At 72.1% G+C, this 20,768-nt stretch carries 15 protein-coding genes and 1 pseudogene; 1 reads left to right on the top strand and 15 read right to left on the bottom strand.

Annotation, left to right across the window (positions count from 1 at the left end; translation table 11 throughout):
• Nucleotides 1-100: 100 nt before the first annotated feature.
• From ACIQM3_RS07050 to ACIQM3_RS06980, 15 genes and pseudogenes are all read right to left on the bottom strand, one after another.
• Nucleotides 101-1,801 (bottom strand): proline--tRNA ligase, encoded by a 1,701-nt coding sequence (locus ACIQM3_RS07050; protein WP_401619765.1) that lies wholly within the window; start codon nucleotides 1,799-1,801, stop codon nucleotides 101-103.
• Between the two features lie 72 nt (nucleotides 1,802-1,873).
• Entirely contained in the window at nucleotides 1,874-2,449 is a 576-nt protein-coding gene (locus tag ACIQM3_RS07045; RefSeq protein WP_401619763.1) for a GNAT family N-acetyltransferase, read from the bottom strand.
• Nucleotides 2,450-2,478: 29 nt separating this feature from the next.
• A complete protein-coding gene (locus tag ACIQM3_RS07040) occupies nucleotides 2,479-3,324 on the bottom strand; it encodes a GNAT family N-acetyltransferase (protein ID WP_401619760.1) in 846 nt (281 codons plus the stop codon).
• 142 nt (nucleotides 3,325-3,466) lie between these two features.
• Nucleotides 3,467-4,624: a flavodoxin-dependent (E)-4-hydroxy-3-methylbut-2-enyl-diphosphate synthase gene (ispG, locus tag ACIQM3_RS07035; protein WP_401619757.1), complete on the bottom strand. Its 1,158-nt coding sequence runs from the start codon at nucleotides 4,622-4,624 to the stop codon at nucleotides 3,467-3,469.
• 181 nt (nucleotides 4,625-4,805) lie between these two features.
• Complete coding sequence (locus tag ACIQM3_RS07030; RefSeq protein ID WP_401619754.1) at nucleotides 4,806-6,116, bottom strand: M50 family metallopeptidase; 1,311 nt, start codon at nucleotides 6,114-6,116, stop codon at nucleotides 4,806-4,808.
• A complete protein-coding gene (gene dxr / locus ACIQM3_RS07025) occupies nucleotides 6,113-7,375 on the bottom strand; it encodes a 1-deoxy-D-xylulose-5-phosphate reductoisomerase (protein ID WP_401619751.1) in 1,263 nt (420 codons plus the stop codon). Before dxr ends, ACIQM3_RS07030 begins: the two co-directional genes overlap by 4 nt.
• Nucleotides 7,376-7,427: 52 nt before the next feature.
• The gene (locus ACIQM3_RS07020; RefSeq protein WP_401619748.1) at nucleotides 7,428-8,189 is read right to left on the bottom strand and encodes a hypothetical protein; all 762 of its coding nucleotides are present in this window, start codon (nucleotides 8,187-8,189) and stop codon (nucleotides 7,428-7,430) included.
• A 78-nt stretch (nucleotides 8,190-8,267) separates the two neighbouring features.
• Nucleotides 8,268-8,762 (bottom strand): nucleotidyltransferase domain-containing protein, encoded by a 495-nt coding sequence (locus ACIQM3_RS07015; RefSeq protein ID WP_401619746.1) that lies wholly within the window; start codon nucleotides 8,760-8,762, stop codon nucleotides 8,268-8,270.
• A gap of 41 nt (nucleotides 8,763-8,803) precedes the next feature.
• Complete coding sequence (aroA, locus tag ACIQM3_RS07010; RefSeq protein WP_401619743.1) at nucleotides 8,804-10,042, bottom strand: 3-phosphoshikimate 1-carboxyvinyltransferase; 1,239 nt, start codon at nucleotides 10,040-10,042, stop codon at nucleotides 8,804-8,806.
• 79 nt (nucleotides 10,043-10,121) lie between these two features.
• Nucleotides 10,122-12,104 carry an acyl-CoA dehydrogenase family protein gene (locus ACIQM3_RS07005; protein WP_401619740.1) on the bottom strand — a complete coding sequence of 661 codons (1,983 nt, stop codon included), beginning with the start codon at nucleotides 12,102-12,104 and terminating at the stop codon, nucleotides 10,122-10,124.
• 347 nt (nucleotides 12,105-12,451) lie between these two features.
• Nucleotides 12,452-12,616 (bottom strand): hypothetical protein, encoded by a 165-nt coding sequence (locus tag ACIQM3_RS07000; protein ID WP_401619738.1) that lies wholly within the window; start codon nucleotides 12,614-12,616, stop codon nucleotides 12,452-12,454.
• A 164-nt stretch (nucleotides 12,617-12,780) separates the two neighbouring features.
• Nucleotides 12,781-13,176, bottom strand: a pseudogene (locus ACIQM3_RS06995) (HNH endonuclease); the annotation flags it as partial.
• 219 nt (nucleotides 13,177-13,395) lie between these two features.
• Nucleotides 13,396-14,841: an aldehyde dehydrogenase family protein gene (locus ACIQM3_RS06990; protein ID WP_401619735.1), complete on the bottom strand. Its 1,446-nt coding sequence runs from the start codon at nucleotides 14,839-14,841 to the stop codon at nucleotides 13,396-13,398.
• A gap of 156 nt (nucleotides 14,842-14,997) precedes the next feature.
• Complete coding sequence (locus ACIQM3_RS06985) at nucleotides 14,998-16,575, bottom strand: PucR family transcriptional regulator (protein ID WP_401619732.1); 1,578 nt, start codon at nucleotides 16,573-16,575, stop codon at nucleotides 14,998-15,000.
• 154 nt (nucleotides 16,576-16,729) lie between these two features.
• The gene (locus ACIQM3_RS06980) at nucleotides 16,730-19,099 is read right to left on the bottom strand and encodes an ATP/GTP-binding protein (RefSeq protein WP_401619729.1); all 2,370 of its coding nucleotides are present in this window, start codon (nucleotides 19,097-19,099) and stop codon (nucleotides 16,730-16,732) included.
• 243 nt (nucleotides 19,100-19,342) lie between these two features.
• Between ACIQM3_RS06980 and gabT the strand changes: the two genes are divergently transcribed.
• Nucleotides 19,343-20,683: a 4-aminobutyrate--2-oxoglutarate transaminase gene (gene gabT, locus ACIQM3_RS06975; RefSeq protein ID WP_401619726.1), complete on the top strand. Its 1,341-nt coding sequence runs from the start codon at nucleotides 19,343-19,345 to the stop codon at nucleotides 20,681-20,683.
• The last annotated feature ends 85 nt before the right edge of the window (nucleotides 20,684-20,768 follow it).

Below are 20,768 nucleotides of genomic sequence, written 5' to 3'. Positions count from 1 at the left end.
GTACCCCGGCACCGCACCTCGCGGCGTTGTCGTCGGTCAGCCGCACGCATGGGAGAGGGCCCCGCGCGGTGCGCGGGGCCCTCTCCGTGGCCGGGTCGGATCAGCCCTGGTCGGTCAGGCGGGCGATCGCCTCGTCGACGGTGAGCTCCTCGCGCTCGCCCGTGCGACGGTCCTTCAGCTCCAGGACGCCCTCGGCCGAACGGCGGCCGGCGACAAGGATCTTCGGGACGCCGATGAGCTCGGAGTCGGTGAACTTCACGCCCGGCGAGACACCGGGGCGGTCGTCGACCAGGACGCGCAGGCCCGCGGCGTTGAGCTTCTCGGAGACCTCGAGGGCGAGCTCGGTCTGGAGCGCCTTGCCGGCGGCGACGACATGCACGTCGGCCGGGGCGATCTCGCGGGGCCAGCACAGCCCCTTGTCGTCGGCGGTCTGCTCGGCGAGGGCGGCCACCGCGCGGGAGACGCCGATGCCGTACGAGCCCATCGTGACGCGGACCGGCTTGCCCTGCTGGCCGAGGACGTCGAGGGAGAAGATGTCGGCGTACTTGCGGCCGAGCTGGAAGATGTGGCCGATCTCGATGGCGCGGTCCACCTGGAGGCCGGTGCCGCACTCGGGGCAGGGGTCGCCCGCCTCGACGACGACGACGTCGAGGTAGTCGTCGACCTCGAAGTCGCGGCCCGCGACGACGTTCCTCGCGTGCTTGCCCTCCTTGTTGGCACCCGTGATCCAGGCGGTGCCGGCGGCGACGCGGGGGTCGGCGATGTAGCGGACCTTCTCCAGGCCCTGCGGGCCGACGTAGCCGCGCACCAGGTCGGGGCGGCCCACGAAGTCCTCGGCGGTGACGAGCTCGACGACGGCGGGGGCGAGGTGCTCACCGAGCTTGCCGAGGTCGACCTCGCGGTCGCCGGGCACACCCACGGCCACGATCTCGCCGTCGACCTTGACCAGGAGGTTCTTCAGGGTGGCGGAGGCCTCGACGCCGAGGTGGGCGGCGAGGGTCTCGATGGTCGGGGTGTCGGGGGTGTCCAGCTCCTCGACCGGGCCGGTCGCCGAGGCGTCGACGGCGGTGGCCTTGAAGGTCACGGCCTCGGTGTTGGCGGCGTAGTCGCAGTTCGGGCAGTCGACGAAGGTGTCCTCGCCGGCGGCCGCGGGTGCGAGGAACTCCTCGGAGGCGGAGCCGCCCATGGCGCCGGAGACGGCGGAGACGATGCGGTGGTCGAGGCCGAGGCGCTCGAAGATCCGGATGTACGCGGCGCGGTGCAGCTGGTACGCCTCGGCCAGGCCCTCGTCGGTGGTGTCGAAGGAGTACGAGTCCTTCATCTGGAACTCGCGGCCGCGCAGCACACCGGCGCGGGGGCGGGCCTCGTCGCGGTACTTGGTCTGGATCTGGTAGAGGATCACGGGCAGGTCCTTGTAGGACGAGCACATGTCCTTGACGACCTGGGTGAAGATCTCCTCGTGGGTCGGGCCGAGGAGGTAGTCGGCGCCCTTGCGGTCCTTCAGCCTGAACAGCAGGTCGCCGTACTCGTCGTACCGGCCGCTCGCCTCGTACGCCTCCTTGGGGAGCAGCGCGGGGAGCAGGACCTCCTGGCCGCCGATGGCGTCCATCTCCTCGCGGACGACGCGGGTGATGTTCTCCAGGACCTTCTTGCCGAGCGGCAGCCAGGACCAGATGCCGGCCGCGGTGCGGCGCACGTAACCGGCGCGGACGAGGAGCTTGTGGTTGAGCGTCTCGGCGTCCGCCGGGTCGTCGCGCAGTGTCTTGATCATCAATCGGGACATGCGCTGGACCTGGGCCATGATGAACTCCTGCTCGGAAGGGTGGTGAGCCCGAGGTTAGCCGGGGGGCCCGCGCGGGCGGAAATCCATTCCTCAGCCGCGGAGCAGCGGAAGGGGCGCGCCCATCACCGCGTACGGCTTGGGCGCGCTGGGGAAGAGCACCTGCCGGGCCAGGTCCTGGTAGCCCAGGGCGCGGTAGAGGCCGCGGGCGGGGCTCTCGGTGTCGATCGCGGAGAGGATGGAACGAGGCAGGTCGACGGCGTCCGTGATGGTGGTGATCAGACTCCGGCCGATGCCGCGCTGCTGGAACTCCGGGTGGACGTGGAGCTCGGTGATCACGAACGAGTCGTCGAGCCAGCTCTCGGATCCGGTGGCGCGCAGATACGGTTCCACGACGGTGGACCACCAGTGGGTCCGGTTGTTCGGCAGCCCGTAGACGAATCCGGCGAGCCGTCCGTCGGCGGTGGTGGCGCCGAGGGCGCTTGCCTGCGGATGGTCGAGGTGCCGCAGCACGATGTGGCGGCGTACGTCGATCTCGTCCTGGGTGAGGCCGAAGGCGAGGGCCTGCACGGCGAGGGCCTCGTCGACGCGTTCGGCGAGGTCGAGCGGTCCGACCACGATGTCGGGGGTCCCGGAGCCCCTGGGGGACGTGGGGGTTGCTGCTGCCATGCGCGAACCCTACTGGCCGTACCGCCCGGTCAGAACAGCACGCTCATGAAGGAGCCCGTCTCGCGGAAGCCGACACGGCTGTAGGCCCTGCGCGCGGCGGTGTTGTAGTCGTTCACGTACAGGCTGACGACGGGGGCCACATCGCTGAGCGCGTAGCGCAGGACGGCCGCCATGCCCGTCTCGGAGAGTCCCCGGCCGCGGGCCTCGGGGGCGACCCAGACGCCCTGGATCTGGCAGGCGTGGGGGGTGGCCGCGCCGATCTCCGCCTTGAAGAGGACCTTGCCGTCCTCTATGCGTGCGAAGGAGCGGCGGGTGGTGATCAGTTCGGCGACCCGGGCCTGGTAGAGGAGCCCGCCGTCGCCGGCCAGCGGGGAGACGCCGACCTCCTCGGTGAACATGGCCACGCAGGCCGGCATGAGGACGTCCATCTCCTCCTTCTGGACCCTGCGGACGAGCGGGTCGGGCGCCACCTCGGCCGAGGGGCGGTCGGTCACCATGAGGGGCTGGTTGGGCCGGACCTCACGGGCGGGGGCCCAGCTCGGTTCGAGGAGGCGCCACAGCTGGGCCGTGGGGCCGGCGGGGCCGACGATCGAGGAGCAGCGGCGGCCGGCCCGCCGGGCACGGTCGGCGAAGGCCCTGACGGCCTCGGGGGTGGCGCAGATGGGCACGAGGTTGGCCCCGGAGTAGCAGAGCGAGCGCAGTCGGCCGTCGGCGTACCAGCCCCACATCTCGCCGCCGAGACGCCATGGATCGAGCCCGGCGACCTGGACGCGGGAGGTGACGAACGCGTTGTCCACGGGTTCGCTCTCGAGGATGGCGAGCGCGTCGGGGAGCTCGCCGGGGTCGAGGACCCGGGTAGTGGTCTGCGTCAACACTGGGGCCTCACCAAACGGTCTACTGATGTCCGCACTGTACCCAACAAGGCTGTGGGGTGCGCCCCAGGTGGGGAAGGCCGATGGCCGAGGACATGGCTGTGCCCCGCAGGACACGGCCTGCGGGGCACGGAGGGGTGGGAGGTCAGCCGGCGATGGAGATCTGGGGTTCGCCCGAGGCGATGCCGTCCTTCTCCATCTGCTCCGCGATCTTCATGGCTTCCTCGATGAGGGTCTCCACGATCTTCGACTCGGGGACGGTCTTGATGACCTCGCCCTTCACGAAGATCTGGCCCTTGCCGTTGCCGGAGGCCACACCCAGATCGGCCTCACGGGCCTCACCCGGACCGTTCACGACGCAGCCCATGACCGCGACCCGCAGCGGAACCTCCATGCCCTCCAGACCCGCACTGACCTGGTCCGCGAGCTTGTACACATCCACCTGCGCGCGCCCGCACGACGGACACGACACGATCTCCAGCCGGCGCTGCTTCAGATTCAGCGCCTCCAGGATCTGCAGACCCACCTTGACCTCCTCCGCCGGCGGCGCCGACAGCGAGACCCGGATCGTGTCCCCGATCCCCTCCGAGAGCAGCGCCCCGAACGCCACCGCGGACTTGATCGTCCCCTGGAACGCCGGACCCGCCTCGGTCACACCCAGGTGCAGCGGGTAGTCCGACTGCGCGGCCAGCTGACGGTAGGCGTTCACCATCACGACCGGGTCGTTGTGCTTCACCGAGATCTTGATGTCCCGGAAACCGTGCTCCTCGAAGAGCGAGGCCTCCCACAGCGCCGACTCCACCAGAGCCTCCGGCGTCGCCTTGCCGTACTTCTTCAGCAGCCGCGCGTCCAGCGAACCCGCGTTCACCCCGATACGGATCGGAGTGCCCGCGTCCCCCGCCGCCTTCGCGATCTCCTTGACCTTGTCGTCGAACTGCTTGATGTTGCCCGGGTTCACCCGGACCGCCGCGCAGCCCGCGTCGATCGCCGCGAACACGTACTTCGGCTGGAAGTGGATGTCCGCGATCACCGGAATCTGCGACTTCTTCGCGATCGTCGCCAACGCGTCCGCGTCGTCCTGCGTGGGACACGCCACCCGCACGATCTGGCAGCCCGAAGCCGTCAGCTCCGCGATCTGCTGCAACGTCGCACCGATGTCCGACGTACGCGTCGTCGTCATCGACTGCACCGACACCGGTGCGTCCCCGCCGACCGCCACCGTCCCGACCTGGATCTGGCGGCTGACCCGCCGGTCGGCGAGCTTGGTCGGAACGTCCGGCATTCCGAGAGAAATCGCAGTCATGCGCTGAGCATCCCCAAGGTGTGGATCAGTGTGGATCGAGGTCCCGAGAACGGCGGGCTCCAGGCTTCGAGGTTACGGCACCGGAGGGGAACGGGGCGCACCCGTGCCGTCAAACCGCCCGATAGGTGGCGGCCGGACACCACCTGTGTGGCCGGCCGTCACCCATGTGACAGGTGGGACGTCAGGTGATCTTCACGGGGTTCACGATGTCGGCGACCAGCACCAGCAGCGTGAAGCAGATGAAGATCCCGGCGACCACGTAGGCGACCGGCATGAGCTTCGCCACGTCGAACGGGCCGGGGTCGGGCCGCTTGAAGACCTTGGCCACATTTCGGCGCAGGGCTTCCCAGAGGGCGCCCGCGATGTGCCCGCCGTCCAGCGGGAGCAGGGGCAGCATGTTGAAGAGGAAGAGCGAGAGGTTGAAGCCGGCCAGCAGGAACAGCATCATCGCGATCTGGTTCTGGGCCGGGACGTCGAGGTTCATCACCTCGCCGCCGATCCTGGCCGCTCCGAGCACGCCGACCGGTGAGTCGTCGGCGCGCTCGCCGTCGCCGAACGCCGCGTTCCACAGGTCGGGGATCTTGGAGGGCAGCGCGATGATCGAATCGACGCCGTTCTCGATCATGTCGCCCATGCGGACGACCGAGTCGCCGAAGGAGAGCGGCAGGATCTCCGTCTTGGCGGCGAAACCGAGGTAACCGGCGTCGACGAACTTGCCGGGTACGACCTCGCCGTCACCGTCCTTCTGCGCGACGGCGTTCTTCTTCAGCACGGCGTTCAGGGTCTGTTCCCTGCCGTCCCGCTGCACGGTGACGGTGGCGGGGCCGATGGTCTTCCGGATCTCGTCCGAGAGGGTGGCCCAGTCGTCGATCTTCTTCCCGTTGAAGGCGACGATCTTGTCGCCCTCCAGCAGACCGGCGGCCTTGGCCGGTGAGACCGGGTCGGACGCCTCGCACGTGTCACGCTTCTCACTCTGCGCGATCGTGCACTTCTGGACGCCCGCGACCTCGGTGGTCTGGGTCTGGAAGCCGAAGGTCATGGCCACGCCCATGAAGATCGCGACGGCCAGGACCAGGTTCATGAAGGGGCCGGCGAACATCACGATCACGCGCTTCCACGGCTTGCGCGTGTAGAAGAGGCGCGTCTCGTCGCCCGGCTCGAGCTCTTCGAAGGCGGCGGACCTGGCGTCCTCGATCATGCCGCGCCACGGCGAGGTGGAGCGCGCTTCGATCCGGCCGTCGGGCCCCGGGGGGAACATGCCGATCATGCGGATGTAGCCGCCCGCGGGGATGGCCTTGATGCCGTACTCGGTGTCGCCCTTCTTGCGCGACCAGACGGTCGGCCCGAAGCCGACCATGTACTGCGGCACCCTGATGCCGAAGAGCTTGGCCGTCGACAGGTGGCCCAGTTCGTGCCAGGCGATCGAGAACAGCAGACCCACGGCGAAGATGGCGATACCGAGGATCGTCATCAGGATCGTCGTCATGCTCATGCGTGCGCCTCCGCTGTCGCTGCCGCCGAGAGTTCGCGGGCCCTGGACCGGGCCCAGGTCTCCGCTTCGAGGACGTCCGCGACCGTCAGTGAAGTTCCCGGTACGGGGGTGCCGTGTTCGGCCACCACCGCTGTGACCGTATCCATGATGCCGTTGAAGGGGAGCCGTCCCGCCAGGAACGCCTCCACGCACTCCTCGTTGGCCGCGTTGAAGACCGCGGGGGCGGTGCCGCCCAGGGTCCCCACGTGCCGGGCGAGCCCGACGGACGGGAACGCCTCCGTGTCGAGCGGGAAGAACTCCCAGCTGGAGGCCTTCGTCCAGTCGAAGGCGGGAGCCGCGTCCGGAACCCGTTCGGGCCAGCCGAGACCGATGGCGATGGGACCCCGCATGTCGGGCGGGGTCGCCTGCGCGAGGGTGGAGCCGTCGGTGAACTCCACCATCGAGTGAACGTACGACTGGGGGTGGACCACGACCTCGATCCGGTCGAACGGGATGTCGTAGAGGAGATGCGCCTCGATGACCTCCAGCCCCTTGTTGACCAGGGTCGCGGAGTTGACCGTGATGACCGGGCCCATGGCCCAGGTGGGGTGCGCGAGGGCCTGCTCCCGCGTGACGTCGGCCAGCTCCGCGCGCGTACGCCCGCGGAACGGGCCGCCGGACGCGGTCACGACGAGCTTGCGGACGTCGGCCCGCTTCCCCGCGGCGAGGGCCTGGAAGAGCGCGGCGTGCTCGGAGTCGACCGGGATGATCTGGCCGGGGGCCGCCAGGGCCTTCACCAGCGGGCCGCCGACGATCAGCGACTCCTTGTTCGCCAGGGCGAGCGTGCGGCCCGCCTTCAGCGCGGCGAGCGTGGGGGCGAGACCGATCGAGCCGGTGATCCCGTTCAGCACGGTGTGGCATGCGCTCGCCGCGAGTTCCGTGGCGGCGTCGGGGCCGGCCAGGACCTCCGGGAGCTGCTCCCCCGCTCCGTAGACCTCGCCCAGGGCCTCGCGGAGCGCCGGCACCTTGTCCCCGTCGGCCACCGCGACCGTACGTACGCGAAGCTGCCGCGCCTGCTCGGCGAGGAGCCGGACCCTGCCGCCCGCGGCGGAGAGCGCGGTGACGCGGAACCGGGCGGGGTTGCGCAGGACCAGGTCGATGGCCTGGGTACCGATGGACCCGGTGGAGCCGAGGATCACCAGATCCCGGCGGCCTTCCGCCGCGTCGAAGACGAGATGCGGATCGGCGAGGGGTGCGGGGCTGTCGCTCATGGCCCCCATTGTTGCCGCTTCCGCTGTGCGTCGTGACAGCGCGCCCCCGTCGGCACGCGCCTCAGGCCCGCGCGGCACGGAATTTCTTCCACTGGGCGGCCATGACGTCCTCCGGGACCCCGCCGATGTCCTGGGTGCCCAGGATCTCGGCGCGGAAGGCGAGCGTGGTGGAGCCGGAGCGCAGGACCGTGAGGTACTCGTACAGTTTCAGCTTCCCCTTCACGTCGAGGACGGTGAAGCGGTAGGCCTTCGCCTCGTCGGCCTCGTCCGCGAAGGCGGGCAGCGCGGCGGGTTCGACCTTCTCGTAGGCGGCGCGCGCGACCGCCCGTTCCTCGGTGAGGCCCCCGGCGCACTCCCGGCCTGCCCGGTCCAGCGACTCCATGACCTTCGCGGCCTCGCCGTCGCCGTACGAGCGCAGGGTCACGTCGACGGTGACCCCGAGCATCTCCTCGGGCTTGTCGGCCTTGCGCTGCACCTGGGCGACGGGGTCGGGGTCGCTGACGTCACCGGCGAGGCTGACGAGCGGCTGGCAGACGGCGGGGTCGGCGGTGTAGGCGTCCCCGAGCGGCCCGTCCAGGGTGTACTCGGACGCGGTGAGGCCGCCGGCCCGCTCCCCGTCGGTGAACGCCGCGGCGGTGAGCTGCGCCTCGGTGAGCCCTTCGGCCGTCGCAGCCGGGCGCGAGGGGGCGGGGCTCTTCCCGGCACGGCCCTTGCCGTCGCCGTCGTCCCCGCCGCCGCATCCGGTGAGCCCCATGAGGGCCACCACCGCGCATCCCGCCGCCACGGCGCCCCGCCGGCCGCCCGCCCCGTACACCCCGAACATCCCCGCCCCTGTCTCCTGTTGACGCGCCGGGATCCGTACCCGATCGCGGCCGAGGCTCGATTGTGCGGCATCCGGGGGTCAGAAGTGCGTATCGATGCCGAACTTCTCCCCCAGCCGCCGCATGTCCGCCACATCGTGCCCGGCCGGTTCGTAGCCCTGGTGGAACAGCGCCTGCTGCTCGGCCGAGATGCAGCGGACGGTGGTCGTCCCGATGGTCCCGGTGACGAAGCAGGCGGCCGGGTAGCGGAAGGGCTCCTCGGGGTCGAGCGATGACTGGACGGCCGACCCGTCGGCGGCGAACTCCAGCGGGTGCAGGTCGATCTCGAGCCCGGAGGGGTGGCTGAGCACGAAGCGGGCGGGACGCCAGTCCAGCGTCTCGGTGTATCCGGCGGACTCCAGGGCGGCCACGACCGCGGTCTCCTGCTCACGGCGGTGCAGGAGGTCGAGATCGCGGTGCTCACGGGTCTCCTCGCCGAGCAGGGCGTCGATGCCCCAGCCTCCGGCGACCACCACGTCGGTGCCGGCTTCGCGCAGCAGGGCGAGGACGGCCAGGGCGTCGTTCCGGGTCATCATGCGGGCGACCGTAGTCCGTCCCGCACCGGGGCGCACCGCGATCACGGCCGCGCGGTCCTCGCCACGAAGTCCGCGAACTCCTCGTGGAACCGGGGGAACGTCTTCCGTACGCAGCCGGGGTCGTCGTAGCTGATTCCGGGCGTGCGCAGTCCGGCGACGGCGAACGACATCACGATGCGGTGGTCGCCGTGGGTGACGATCTCGGTGGCGCGGGGGGTGCCGGGGTGAATCTCGATCCAGTCGGGTCCGGTGTGAACGGTGATGCCCATGTTCCGCAGGTTCTCGGCGCACGCCTCCAGCCGGTCGCACTCCTTCACCCGGGTGTTGGCGACGTCCTCGATCCGTACGGGCGAGCCGGCGAACGGCGCGATCGCGGCGAGGGTCGGCATGGTGTCCGAGATGTCGCGCATGTTGACCGTCAGGCCGGAGAGCCGCCGGGAGGACCGTACGGTCGTGGCCTCGGCCGTGGTGGTGACCTCGGCTCCCATGCGGCGCAGCACGTCGGTGAAGCGCAGGTCGCCCTGGAGCGCGCCGGTCCCGAGGCCGGGGACGGTGACCTCGTGGCCGGTGAGGGCCGCCGCGGCGAAGAAGTACGAGGCGGTGGACGCGTCGGGCTCGACGGCGTAGGTGGTGGCGCGGTAGCCCCCGGGAGGAACGGTGAAGGTGTTCCCCTCCCGGACGACCTCGGCACCGAAGCTGCGCATCATCGCGAGGGTGATCTCGATGTACGGCGCCGAGACGAGGTCCGTGACGTCGATCCGGAGGCCCTCGGTGGTGAGCGGGCCGAGCATGAGCAGCGCGGTGAGGTACTGGGACGACTCCCCCGCGTCGAGGGTCAGTTCGCCGCCCTTGACGCCGGATGCCTCGATGGTGAGCGGGTGGTGGCCCTCCGCTCCTCCGTGGCGCAGGTCGACGCCGAGGGCGCGGAGGGCCTGGGTGAGGGGCGCGAGGGGGCGGCGGCGCATCTGCGCGGAGGCGTCGAAGCGGTACGTGCCGGAGGCCGCGGCGGCGGCGAGCGTCGGCAGGAACCGCGCGGTGGTGGCCCCGTCGCGGCAGTGGACCTCGGCATCCGACGCGGGTCCCGAGGGGCGCCCCTCGATGTGCCAACGGTCCGGCTCGCGGCTGACCCCGTATCCGAGGCGGGTCAGCCCCTCGGTGAATCCCTCGGTGTCGTCCGAGTGCAGGGGGCGCAGGAGGGTCGTGGTGCCGTCCGCGGCGGCGGCCAGGAAGAGGGCGCGGGCGGTGACGGACTTGGAGCCGGGGATGTCGATGACGGTCACGGACGTCCATTTTGCCGTGCGGCGGGCGTGCCCGCGGGGCGCGTCCAGGCAGTGGACGCGCCCCGCGGGTGTGCCGGGTTCAGCGGATGGGGCGGTGGACGTTGTCCCCGGTCGCCGGTCCGGGGGTGGCGTCGGCGATCCAGGGGCCGTCGCCGCTGGGGTCGATGACCCCCTCCTCCAGCCAGGTGTAGGTCCCGGAGAGGACTCCGTCGACGACTCGCCTGTCGATGTCGTCGGTGTTGGACCACAGCCGGTTGAAGAGCTCCTCCACCCGGATACGGGCCTGCCGGCAGAACACGTCGGCGAGCTGGTACGCCTCACGGCCGTGGTCGTCGTCGGCCCGCAGGTGCTCGGCCCGGACGCAGGCCGCGCTCATCGCGAAGAGTTCGGCGCCGATGTCGACGATCCTGCCGAGGAAGCCCTGCTTGGTCTCCATGCGTCCCTGCCAGCGGGACATCGCGTAGAAGGTGGAGCGGGCCAGCTTGCGGGACGAGCGCTCGACGTACCGCAGGTGCGCGGAGAGGTCGGGGTGGCCGGGGATGCGGAACTCTCCGTAGGCGTTGGGCAGCTGACCGGGCCCGCTGACCAGCTTGGGGAGCCAGCGTGCGTAGAAGCCCGCGGCGTTGGCGCCCGCCTTCGCCTTGTCGGAGAGCGGCTTGTCGGGGTCGATGATGTCGCCGGCGACCTTGAGGTGGGCGTCGACGGCCTCGCGGGCGATCAGCAGGTGCATGATCTCCGTGGAACCCTCGAAGATCCGGTTGATCCGCATGTCGCGGAGCATCTGCTCGGCGGGTACGGCGCGTTCGCCGCGGGCGGCGAGCGAGGCCGCTGTCTCGAAGCCGCGACCGCCTCGGATCTGGACGAGCTCGTCGGAGATCAGCCAGCCCATCTCGGAGCCGTACAGCTTGGCCAGCGCGGCCTCGATGCGGATGTCGTTGCGGCTCTCGTCGGCCATCTGCGAGGAGAGGTCGACGACCGCTTCGAGGGCGAAGGTGGTGGCGGCGATGAAGGAGATCTTCGCGCCCACCGCCTCGTGCCGGGCGACGGGCCTGCCCCACTGCTCGCGGACCGCCGACCACTCCCGGGCGATCTTCAGGGACCACTTGCCGACGCCGACGCACATGGCGGGCAGCGAGAGGCGGCCGGTGTTGAGCGTGGTGAGGGCGATCTTGAGCCCTGCGCCCTCGGGGCCGATCCGGTTCGCCGCGGGGACCCGGACCTGGTGGAAGCGGGTGACGCCGTTCTCGATGCCGCGCAGCCCCATGAAGGCGTTGCGGTGCTCCACGGTGATGCCCGGGGAGTCGGCCTCGACGACGAAGGCGGTGATGCCGCCCTTGTGGCCGTCGGACTCGGGGACCCGGGCCATGACGACGAGCAGGTCGGCGACGACGCCGTTCGTCGTCCAGAGCTTCACGCCGTCCAGGACGTATTCTCCCCCGCTCTCGGCTTCGCTCGAGCGGGAGGTGCCCCCATCGTCGGGCACGGCCGTGGTGGCGAGCCGTGCCGGGTCGGAGCCGACGTCGGGTTCGGTGAGGAGGAAGGCCGAGATGTCCGTCCGCGCGAGGCGGGGCAGGAAGGCGTCCTTCTGCTCCTGCGTGCCGAACATCTTCAGCGGCTGCGGTACGCCGATCGACTGGTGGGCGGAGAGCAGCGCGCCGATCGAGGGGCTCGCCGAACCGGCCAGCGCGAGCGCCTTGTTGTAGTAGACCTGGGTCAGTCCGAGACCGCCGTACTTGGTCTCGATCTTCATGCCGAGGGCGCCGAGCTCCTTGAGGCCGTTGATGACCTCGTCGGGGATCCTGGCCTCGCGCTCGATGAGGGCGCCGTCGACGTGGGCCTCGCAGAATTCGCGCAGCCGGGCGAGGAAGGCCTCGCCGCGCCGTACGTCGTCCGGGGCCGGCAGGGGGTGGGGGTGGATCAGGTCCAGCCGGAAGCGTCCGAGGAAGAGTTCCTTGGCGAAGCTCGGCTTGCGCCAGTCCTGTTCACGGGCGGCCTCGGCCACCTGCCGTGCTTCGCGCTCGGTGACTTTGGGGGCCTGGGGAATGTCGGATGGGGCGGACATGAGGAGCTCACCTCGCCGCGAGTCGGGATATGGGTCGGGCCGTACGCGTGCCGATCGGTACCACTCGTCCGTATCTACCCGATCTGCGTCGGCCCCACCACCCCTGCGCCGGGCCCCCGGTGGCCTGCGGAAGCGGCCGGAGCCCCCGCGCAGCGGGCCGCCGGCTCCACCCGGGCCTGCGTCCCTCCCCGGGACGTGCGAACCGCCGGGGGCTCGAAGTCGGCCGGGACCCGCTCCGCTGGTCGGGCGACCTCGTCCTCCTCGTCCGGCTGCCGGCCGGGGCCGTGGCGGGTACGCACCGGAGGACGGCCCGAGGACCGTCCGCACGGCAGGTTCCGGAAGGTCGCTCAGTCGAAGACGTACGTGGTGCCCAGGATCGCCGCGTGCTCCAGCACGTCCTCCAGGGGGTCGTCGATCTGCCCGGTCTGGATGAGAGCCACGTGGGGCGCGTTGTGCGAGTGGGTGTGCGTCTCGTCGGCGTACGCCGCCCCGGCGGACAGTCCGACGGCCATCAGAGCGGCACCGCACCCGAAGGCCCCTCGGAGCAGTGACCGCGTCCGGTGTGATTTCACGTGGTGACCTCGTCTTCTCTTCATCGGATGTGTCCACCCGCTCATCGCCTTAACCGCTGGATCCGCCCGAGGTAACGCAAGATCATCCGTCAGAGGGCCGGGGGCCTGCGGTGCGCTTCCGGCACCGGCGGGAGCCACTCGGCCGGGTCCTGGTCGGCCTTCTGCCTGTTCACGCGCGTCGTGACGGCGACCAGCGACGCCGACGCGCCCTGGTCGTTCGCGTACGCCTCACGCCGGGCAGCGCTCCACGCGGCGGCGCCGGGGTCCCAGGCCTCCGCGAGCGGCACCGTATGGGCCGCGTCCAGGGCGTCGGGGCCGGACACCTCCTGGCCGTCGTAGTACGACCTGCCAGGTGCCGCCGGTCAGCTTGCACCCCCGGCCGCCGCGGCAGGGACCGTGACCGCCTCGGCGAGCAGCACCTCGTTGCGGGTGTCGCAGCCGTCGGAGGGGAGATCGCCCGCGTTCCAGTGCTTGAAGTGCGAGGGGGCGTAGCCGGCCCGGCAGGAGGTTCTTGATCACCCCCGCGTTCTACCGGCCACCTCGGCCCGGGCAGACACCCGACAGTCGTCTCCCACCCGCACGGGCGTGGCCGTTCACCGCAGGAACGATTCGCGGATGCGCCCGGCCGGCCGTGGGCCCGTCGTCGGACCGGCCGGAACGGACGGACCGGCCGGAGCCCCCGCACAGTGGGCTCCGGCCGGTCCGCCGCGGGTGTCCGGCTACAGGGCCAAGCCGGTGAGCACCAGCACCCGCTCGTAGGTGTAGTCGTCCATGGCGTAACGCACGCCCTCGCGGCCCACTCCGGACTGCTTGGCGCCGCCGTACGGCATCTGGTCGGCGCGGTAGGAGGGCACGTCGCCGATGACCACGCCACCCACCTCCAGGGCTCGGTGGGCGCGGAAGGCGGTCTGCAGGTCGTGGGTGAAGACGCCCGCCTGCAGCCCGTACTTGGAGGCGTTGACGGCGGCGAAGGCCTCGGCCTCGCCCTCGGTCCTCTGGACGTACAGCACCGGGCCGAAGATCTCCTCGGAGGCGATCGTCGTGGTGTCCGGAAGGTCGGTGAGGACCGTCGGGGCGTACGTGGCGCCGTCGCGCTTGCCGCCGGTCAGCAGCGTGGCGCCGGCGCTGACGGCCTCGTCGACCCAGGACTCGACCCGGAGGGCGGCGTCCTCGCTGACCAGCGGGCCGACGTCGGTGGCCGCGTCGGAGGGGTCGCCGGTCACCAGTGCCTCGACGGCCGCGACGATCTTCGGGACGAGCCGGTCGTACACCGTGGCGTCGGCGATGACACGCTGCACCGAGATGCAGGACTGGCCGCCCTGGTAGTTGGAGAAGGTCGCGATGCGGCTCGCGGCGTGGTCCAGGTCCTCCTCGGAGGACCAGTCGCCGAGGACGACGGCCGCGCCGTTGCCGCCCAGCTCCAGGGTGCAGTGCTTGCGCGGCACCGACTCCATGATCGCGTAGCCGACCGGGCCGGATCCGGTGAAGGAGATCACCGGCAGCCGCTCGTCCTGGACCAGGGCGGGCATCTTGTCGTTGGGCACGGTCAGCACGGACCAGGACCCTGCCGGGAGGTCCGTCTCGGCCAGCAGCTCGCCCAGGATCAGGGACGAGATCGGGGTGGCCGGGGCCGGCTTGAGGATGATCGGCGCACCGACGGCGATGGCCGGGGCGACCTTGTGGGCGCTGAGGTTGAGCGGGAAGTTGAAGGGCGCGATGCCCAGGACGGGGCCGCGCGGGAAGCGCCGGGTCAGTCCGAGACGGCCGGTCCCGCCGGCGTCCGTGTCCAGCCGCTGGGCGTCGCCGCCGTTGAAGCGGCGCGCCTCCTCGGCGGCGAACCGGAAGACGGAGACGGCGCGGCCGACCTCGCCGCGGGCCCACTTGATCGGCTTGCCGTTCTCGGCGGAGATCAGCTGGGCGATCTCCTCGGTGCGCTCGGTGAGGCGGCGTACGACGTGGTCGAGGGCGGCGGCCCGTACGTGCGCCGGGGTCGCGGCGAACTCCTCGCGCACGGCGTACGCGGCGGCGACGGCCTCCTCGACCTGGGCGTCGTTCGGCACGGCGACCGTGCCGACGAGACGGCCGTCCCAGGGGTTGGTGACGTCGAAGCTGTCCTCGCCGGTGGCCTGGCGGCCGGCCAGCCAGAAGGCGTGGGTGGAAGTCATGGCGGTACCGGCCCTTCGGGGTGGTGAACGACGATCGCCGGGCGCCACGAGGGGCGCCCGTCGGCCCCACCGTAGGACGGTCGGGCGCGGATGAGGCTTGTCCGCGGTGGAGTGGAGCGGAAGGCCGGTACGCCGGTTTGTCGGAGCCGGACGGAGTTACTGCGTCCCCGAGGAGGCGGCCGTCGCCTTGAGGGCCAGCCAGAGCTCCATCCGGACGTCCGGGTCGTCGAGCGAACGGCCCAGGATCTCCTCCACCCGGCGCATGCGGTAGCGCAGGGTGTGGCGGTGGACGCCCAGGTCGGCTGCGGCGGCGTCCCACTGGCCGTGCCGGGAGAGCCAGGCGCGAAGGGAGGCGACCAGATCGCCGCGGCCCTTCGCGTCGTGTTCCTGCAGCGGCCGGAGCATCCCGTCGGCGAAGGCCCGTACGGCGTCGTCGGCGAGGAGCGGCAGGACGGAGCCGGCCGCGAGCTCCTCGTGCTCGACGATGGTCCTGCCGCGGCGGCGGGCGACCGAGAGCGCCTGTTCGGCCTGTTTGTACGCGGCGGAGACGGCGATCGGGCCGGAGGGCGCGGACATGCCGACGACCACGTCGGTGTCCTCGGCGCCAGGTTCGCGGACCGGCGGGTCGCCCGCGGCCCTGGCGTGGGCCGCGCCGGCTTCGACCGCCGCACCGCCGTCCGCGGCCAGCACCACGAGGCGTTCACCCTCGGGCACCATCAGGAGGGTCTCGCCGGACCGGGATGCGGCGGCTTCCATCGACTCGGCGAGCAGATCCGTCCCGGCGGGCGCCTGCGACTCCGCGATCAGGAGCCGGAAGGGGGCGTCGAGCAGCCCGCCGTACAGATCCCCGGCGACGGCGCGGGCGTGGTCCGACTCCCCCGCCAGCAGCATGCGCAGGATCGCGGCGCCGAGGCGCTGCTCCGCGCCCTGGAGTGCGCGGGAGCGGGCCGTGGTCAGGGTCAGCAGGGCGACCGCGGAGTGCACCGCGTAGCGCTCGGCCGTGCCGAGCGCCGCCCCCGTGCCGACGGCCAGCGCACCGCGGTTCCGGCGGCCGGCGCCCAGGGACTGGAGTTCGACCCGGTCGTCGCTCTCGCTGTCGCCGACGACCACGCTGGCCGGGGCGGGGCGGTCCCTCAGCCGCTCCACCTCGGGGGTGAGCCGGGCGGCGCGGCGTGCCGCCCAGTCGGGAGCGGCGGCGACGACGGCGCCCGAGGAGTCGTACAGGGCGGCCCACCCGTCGACGTGCGCGGCGAGGCGGGTGAGCAGCTCCGCGGGTCCGTCCCCGGCGACCGCGGCCCGGGTCAGTTCCCGCTGGGCGTCGAAGCCGGCCGTGACCGACCGGTACTGGTCCGCGGCGATCGCGGCGGACACCGCCTTGCTGATGGCGAGGAACGGTGTGCGCCGGGGGACCTCCAGGAGCGGCAGCCCGGCCTCCTCGGCGGCGTCCACGAGCGCCGGCGGAATCTCGTCGTAGGTGACCCCCACGGCGAAACCGAGGCCCGCGATCCCCGCACCGGCCAGCCGCTGTACGTACCGGCGCATCGTCCCCGGGTCCCGGGCGTCGAGGTTGGTCGCGGTGACGAGGAGCAGCTCGCCGCCGTCCATGTACGGGACCGGGTCGGCGAGCTCACTCGCGTGCGCCCAGCGCACGGGGGTGGCGAGCCGGTCGGCGCCGGCCCGGACGGTGAGCTTGAGCGCCGAGTGCTGGACGAGGGAGGCGAGAGTGGGTGGCATGGGACCGCCGGACCTCTGGAGTCGATGGCACCGCCCGGGCGGGCGGCTCGATGGCGCCGCTCTGCGCGAGCGGCTCGAATGCGCCGCCCCGTACAGACGGACGATGCCAATTCTGCCAGGGCGGCAGGGTCCCCGTAACCTCGCGGCCGCCCGCTCAGCCGCCCAGCTCCACCAGGAGCGGCGGCGCGTGCTCGCCGTCCACCGACGTCAGGGACAGGACCGCGTGGCCCGCGGGCAGCTCGTAGGCCAGCTCCGAGGCGGACCAGCGCTCCCGTTCGACCCGCCGCACGGTCACGGCGTCCCTGGTCACGGCCTTGCCGGTGACGAGCTTGCGCAGCCCGTGCAGGGCGCGGGTGAACGGCTGGTCCGCGAAGACCGCGTGCTGGGCGACCTCACGGGTCTCCACCCACTCCTTGCCCCAGGCCTCGGAGAAGCGCTTGCCGTCCCAGGTGGTGACCCCGCTGAAGGCCATGCAGCAGCCGACCGCGCCGAGGAGCGCGGTGTGCAGCCCCTCGGGGACGTCGTCGACGGTGCGCAGGGTCAGGACCGCTCCGGCGTTGACCGACCGCAGCCGCCGGATCCCCCGGACGGTCTCCGCGGTGACGGCCTGCGTGGCGTCGTCCAGCACCAGACAGACGAAGAGCGACCGGTCGGTGCGGGCGGCGGCGATCGCGGTGAACTGGGCGAGGACCAGCCGCGCGAGCAACCGTGACGCCTCGGCGTGCGCCCGCTCCGGAAGGTCGATCCTGACCCGGAGCGGCAGGTGTTCGAGTGACCGCAGCGAGAAGGGCCGGGCCCCCGCCCCGGTGGCGAAGAACGGTGCGAACGCGGGCCGGTCGAGGAGCGCGATCCGGTCGGCGAGCACCGGCCCGGGATCCCCCGCCCCACCCCTCTGCCGGGTGCGGGCCTCCAGCTCGCGCAGCATGGCCTGGTGGCCGCCTGACCCGAGCGTCTCCCGCAGCGCGTCGATCGCGGCGGCGTCGCCGTCCAGGAGCTCGCGGAGCGCCGGTACCCCGGGGAAGTGCCCGTGGACCGCGCGGTAGGGGCCGAGCAGCTGGGCGAGCACGGTGGCGGCACGCCTGCTGTCCAGGTGGGTCACGTCGCCGACCAGCCCTTCCGCGAGCACACTCGCGGCCTCGTCGGGGTCGGTCGTGCCGCCGTACAGGTCGAAGTCGTGCGCGGAGGCCGGGTCACCGATCCGCACCACGACGTCGAACGCGTCGTCCGGGCCGAGCTCGGCCCCGGCCGCTCCTACGGCGAGCACCGCTGCCCGGCCGGCGAGTGCCTGCAGGGCGAGCGATTCCACGACCGGCCGCACCAGCCGGGCGGACTTGCCCGCTCCGGGCGGCCCGACCGCGAGCAGCGAGGTGCCGAGCAGCGCGGGTTCCAGGGCGAGTCCGGAGCCTCGCCGGGCGTACGGGTTGTGCGGGTCGTCGGCGCAGCTGCCGAGCCGCACCTGACCGGTCAGCAGATCGTGCCGGGCGGTGCGACGCGGCAGGTCCCGGGCGCCCGAGGGATGGAGCGCGGCGGCGCCGCCGGTGCGCAGGACGGCCTCGGTGAGCGCGGCGAGACGCTCCGGGTGCCCCCGGCCGACGGTCCAGGCGTGGCGCAGGCGTGCGATGTCGACGTCGTTCATGCGGCCGGTGCGCACCTCGGCCGTGAGGGCGTCGGCGGCGTCCGTCCGGCCTGCCGCGCGGAGCTCGGGCCACTGCTCGGGGGTGGGTGCGTCGGGCGGCCCGGCAGGGGCCTCGGGTGCCGTGGGGGCGCCCTTCCCGAACCGGCCGGCGATCAGCGCGCGCCACTGGCCCAGGCGGGCGAACGGCCAGAGCACCCCGAGCGCGATCAGGGTGTAGATCACATTGACCACGGCCTGGCTCTGGTAGATCTCACCGCCCGCGACCGAGGCGACGAGGATCAGCACCGGCCGGACGAGCGGCACGGCGTCCTTCCACACGAGGAGCTGGGCGAGGGCCCCTCCGGCGGCGGTGGCCAGCCCGAGGAAGGGCTGCCCCCGGCCCGCGACGTGGCGCCGGAAGATCTCGGACCAGTTGCCCAGCCGCGCGCAGCCGTAGACCAGCAGTCCGAAGAGCACGGCCTCGTAGACCGTGAGGGCGTCGGCGCCCTCGATCGTCCGGGGGCCGCCGAACGTACCGGCGTACCACCAGTCGCCGGGCGTGAACAGCTTCAGCGGGACGAGCCGGTAGGGGATGTACCCGTTGCGCCAGAGGGACCAGACAAGCAGCCCGCTGAGTACGGAGATGAGCACCCCGACCAGCAGCGAGCGGTCGGACACCCCCTCGGGCTTCTCGGGCGGGCGCGGGGTGTGCCCGTAACGCCATACGCCCGGTTCCCGGACGGGGCGTGGGGTGCGCAGCCATTCCTCGACACCCGCCTCCGCCGTGGGCGGGCGCCTGGGGTGCGGGGCATACGCGGGGGGCGGCGGCGCCGCGGGTGGTGGCCCAGCCGGACGGGGCACCCGGTCCGCGCCCGTGCCGCGTGCGTCGTACGTGCCTTCGGTGTCCATGAACCGCTGCCCCCTGACCAGCCAGGTCCCGCCTCTGCACGGCCAATCTAGTGCCCGGGCACGGGGAGTTCAGCCATGCGGCCGGATGACCCGGCGGGGGCGCCGCCGGTGACGCCGCCGGAGCATCTGTCCGTCACGGACAAGGACACGCCCCCACCACTCCCGATCGGAGCATGACCGCTGCCCGCACCCGCCCCTAGCCTGCAGAAACAGAAGCGTCCGAAACACCCCCAGGAGCCCCGCATGTCCGACATCCCGCAGGAGCGCCGCGTCGTCACCGCCATCCCCGGCCCGAAGTCGGCCGAGCTGCAGGCCCGCCGTGTCGCGGCGGTCGCCGCAGGTGTGGGTTCCACGCTGCCGGTCTTCACCGCTCGGGCGGGCGGCGGAATCATCGAGGACGTGGACGGCAACCGGCTGATCGACTTCGGTTCCGGTATCGCCGTGACCTCGGTGGGCGCCTCCGCCGAGGCCGTCGTACGCCGCGCCTCGGCGCAGCTCGCCGACTTCACCCACACCTGTTTCATGGTCACGCCGTACGAGGGGTACGTCGAGGTCTGCGAGCAGCTCGCGGAGCTGACTCCGGGCGACCACGCCAAGAAGTCGGCACTGTTCAACTCGGGCGCCGAGGCCGTCGAGAACGCCGTGAAGATCGCCCGTGCGTACACCAAGCGCACCGCGGTCGTCGTCTTCGACCACGGCTACCACGGCCGGACGAACCTCACGATGGCGCTGACGGCGAAGAACATGCCGTACAAGCAGGGCTTCGGTCCCTTCGCACCCGAGGTGTACCGCGTGCCGGTGGCGTACGGCTACCGCTGGCCGACCGGCGCCGAGAACGCCGGCGCCGAGGCGTCCGCGCAGGCCATCGACGAGATCACCAAGCAGATCGGCGCCGACAACGTCGCCGCGATCATCATCGAGCCGGTCCTCGGCGAGGGCGGCTTCATCGAGCCGGCCAAGGGCTTCCTCCCGGCGATCGCGCAGTTCGCGAAGGAGAACGGCATCGTCTTCGTCGCGGACGAGATCCAGTCGGGCTTCTGCCGCACCGGCCAGTGGTTCGCCTGCGAGGACGAGGGCATCGTGCCCGACCTGATCACCACGGCCAAGGGCATCGCGGGCGGCCTCCCGCTCTCCGCGGTGACCGGCCGCGCCGAGATCATGGACGCGGCCCACGCCGGCGGCCTCGGCGGGACGTACGGCGGCAACCCGGTGGCCTGCGCGGGTGCGCTCGGCGCCATCGAGACGATGCGCGAGCTGGACCTGAACGGGAAGGCCAGGCGCATCGAGGAGGTCATGAAGGGCCGCCTCGCCGAGATGCGGTCCAAGCTCCCGAACGGCGACATCATCGGGGACATCCGCGGCCGTGGGGCCATGATCGCGATCGAGCTGGTGAAGTCCGGCACGAAGGAGCCCGACGCGGCCGCCGCGGGGGCTCTGGCCAAGGCCTGCCACGCGGAGGGCCTGCTGGTGCTGACGTGTGGCACCTACGGCAACGTGCTCCGCTTCCTGCCTCCGCTCGTCATCGGCGAGGACCTCCTGAACGAGGGCCTGGACATCATCGAGCAGGCGTTCGCGACCCTCTGAGCCGTACGAAGCAACCGGGCGCCTGGGCGGTGACGACCGGGGCCCGGGTGAGGGCGTGTGAAGAAGGTGTGCGGGGGCGATGGCG

The organism is Streptomyces sp. NPDC091271, assembly GCF_044757505.1.
Taxonomy (GTDB): domain Bacteria; phylum Actinomycetota; class Actinomycetes; order Streptomycetales; family Streptomycetaceae; genus Streptomyces.
Note: the sequence above shows the minus strand (reverse complement) of the source record. Positions and strands in the feature narration are given on the sequence as shown.